This is a genomic window from Streptomyces sp. W16 (assembly GCF_033194735.1).
Taxonomy (GTDB): domain Bacteria; phylum Actinomycetota; class Actinomycetes; order Streptomycetales; family Streptomycetaceae; genus Streptomyces.
In genome coordinates this window covers 1-2,391 of sequence record NZ_JAWOAI010000891.1, presented here as the reverse complement: position 1 = coordinate 2,391, position 2,391 = coordinate 1, and the positions used below count along the sequence as shown (strand labels likewise).

The window sequence follows — 2,391 nt, the reverse complement described above, 5'->3', positions numbered from 1 at the left end:
GGCAGACAGCGCTCACCGGGCACGTCGAGCGGTTGCCGGCTGGTGGCGAGCACGCTCAGCCCGGGAGCCTCGCGCAGCAGGATGTCGCAGAGCATCGCGCACGCGTCGACCAGGTGCTCGCAGGTGTCGAGGACGATCAGCATCCGCCGGCCGCGCAGGTGTTCCACGATCGCGTCGAGCGGCGTCATGCCGGACTGCTCGGGCAGCTCCAGCACGCCCGCGAGGGTCGGTGGCACCAACTCCGGGTCGTGCAGGGCCGAAAGCTCCACCAGCCGCACCCCGTCGGCGAAGCGGTCGGTGACCGCGCGGGCCGCCCGCAGCGCCGTACGGCTCTTGCCGACACCGCCGGGACCGACCAGCGTGACCAGCCGCGAACGCGCCAACTCGGCGTGCAGCGCCGCGAGTTCGCCGATGCGTCCGACGAAGCTGGTCAACTCGACGGGGAGTTGACCGCCGCGCCGCTGTCCGAAGCCGTATCCCATGCCGCCCCCATACCCGTCCGCCAACCGGTCACCACAGCGTAGGCGAGTGACTCCCGAGCGTGAACGGTAGTCGAGTCCGGCGGGTGGACGCGAGATCGCGCCGGTGGCTCAGTGCGGGGGCGCGCAGGTCGGCCGACGCGTGCGCCCCTCACGACGGGCTCACCCAGGTGCCGCTCTACGCCGGGCTCGCCCAGCCGCCGCTCTCGACGGAGCGCACCATGGCGTCCAGTACCGCCGCGCTGCTCACCGCGTCCGGGAGCGTGGCGCCGTAGGACGTCCCCTCGGCGACGGAGCGCAGGAAGCGGTACGCCTCGATGACCTTGAGGTCGTCGTAGCCCATCGCGTTCGCCGCGCCCGGCTGGAAGGCGCCGAACTCGCCGTCGCCCGGGCCGACATACACGGTGGTGACGGGCTGGTCCTGGTACGTGGTGCCGCGGCTGACGGCCAGTTCGTTCATCCGGCGGAAGTCCCAGAACACCGCGCCCTTGGTGCCGTGCACCTCGAAGCCGTAGTTGTTCTGCTCGCCGACCGAGACCCGGCAGGCCTCCAGCACGCCCCGGGCGCCGGAGGCGAAGCGCAGCAGGCAGTTGACGTAGTCCTCGTTCTCCACGGGCCCCAACTCGCCGCCGGTGGCCAGCGCGTGGCCCGCGGTCGCGCCGGTGGGGCGGGCCCGCTGCGGCAGGAAGATCGCGGTGTCGGCGGCGAGGGAGGTGATGTCGCCGAGGAGGTGACGGGCCAGGTCGGCGCCGTGCGAGGCCAGGTCGCCCAGCACTCCGTGGCCACCGCGCTCCAGTTCGTAGCGCCAGGTCAGGGCGCCGTCCGGGTGGGCCGCGTAGTCGCTGAACAGGCGGACGCGGATGTGGGTGACCGTACCCAGCTCGCCGGAGGCGATCAGGTCGCGGGCGGCCTCCACGGCGGGCGCGTTGCGGTAGTTGAAGCCGACCGCGCCCTGCACGCCCGCCTTGGCGACCGCTTCGGACACCGCGGAGGCGTCCGCGGTCGACAGGCCCACCGGCTTCTCGATCCAGATGTGCTTGCCGGCCTCGGCCATCGCGACGCCGATCTCGCGGTGCAGGAAGTTCGGCGCGGTGATGCTCACCGCCTGCACGCGCGGGTCGTCGACCACCTCGCGCCAGTCGCGGGTGGTGGAGGCGAAGCCGAACTGTGCGGCGGCCTGCTCGGCCCGCCCGGGCACGTCCTCGGCGACCGACACGAGCTGCGGCCGCACGGTCAGCTGCGGAAAGTGGTGCGGGACCCGGGCGTACGCCTGTGTGTGCACCCGCCCCATCCATCCGAAGCCCACGACGGCTACACCGAGCGAGGTCACCATGACTGCCCTTCTTTGGACCGGTCCATAAGCTGTTCCCGCCACCCTGAAACGCGTACGTCCTTATGTCAATACCTTTAGATGCCTTTGACAGCCGGCCGGAGCGCATGGAACGGTCCAACCATGAGACCACCGACCATCCGTGATGTCGCCGAACGCGCCGGTGTGTCGAAGTCCCTGGTCTCCCTGGTGCTGCGCGGCTCCGAGCAGGTGCGGCCCGGGAAACGGCAGGCCGTGCTGGCCGCCGTCGAGGAACTCGGCTACCGCCCGAACGCCGCCGCCCGCAGCCTCAGCGAGCGCCGCACCCGCTCGGTCGGCGTCCTGCTCAACGACCTGCGCAACCCCTGGTTCGTGGAACTCCTCGACGGCCTCGGCTCCCGCCTGCACGAGCGCGGACTGCACATGCTCCTCGCCGACGGCCGGCTCAACCGGCGGCTCGGCGAGGACCTCACCCGCACCTTCACCGAACTGCGGGTCGACGGACTGATCGCGGTCGGCACCCTGCCCGCCACGGACGAGCTGCGCGCCGCCGCCATCCACATCCCCACCGTGGTCGCGGGCGCCCGCGAGCCGGTGCTGCCG

The 2,391-nt window shown here is 72.1% G+C and carries 3 protein-coding genes; 1 reads left to right on the top strand and 2 read right to left on the bottom strand.

Annotated features, from left to right (window positions below):
• Both R6V09_RS51010 and R6V09_RS51005 read right to left on the bottom strand, forming a co-directional pair.
• On the bottom strand, positions 1–482 hold a 482-nt coding region (locus R6V09_RS51010; protein ID WP_442810296.1), incomplete at its 3' end, for an ATP-binding protein.
• A 175-nt stretch (positions 483–657) separates the two neighbouring features.
• Positions 658–1,812 (bottom strand): Gfo/Idh/MocA family protein, encoded by a 1,155-nt coding sequence (locus tag R6V09_RS51005; RefSeq protein WP_317888229.1) that lies wholly within the window; start codon positions 1,810–1,812, stop codon positions 658–660.
• Between the two features lie 120 nt (positions 1,813–1,932).
• On the opposite strand from R6V09_RS51005, the gene R6V09_RS51000 reads away from it, so the two are divergent.
• Positions 1,933–2,391: LacI family DNA-binding transcriptional regulator (locus tag R6V09_RS51000; protein ID WP_317888228.1), on the top strand; the 459-nt coding region annotated here is incomplete at its 3' end.

Bases quoted from the DNA above. Each gene is read 5' to 3' on its own strand.
- R6V09_RS51005 (WP_317888229.1), bottom strand. From the start codon at position 1,812: ATGGTGACCTCGCTCGGTGTAGCCGTCGTGGGCTTCGGATGGATGGGG.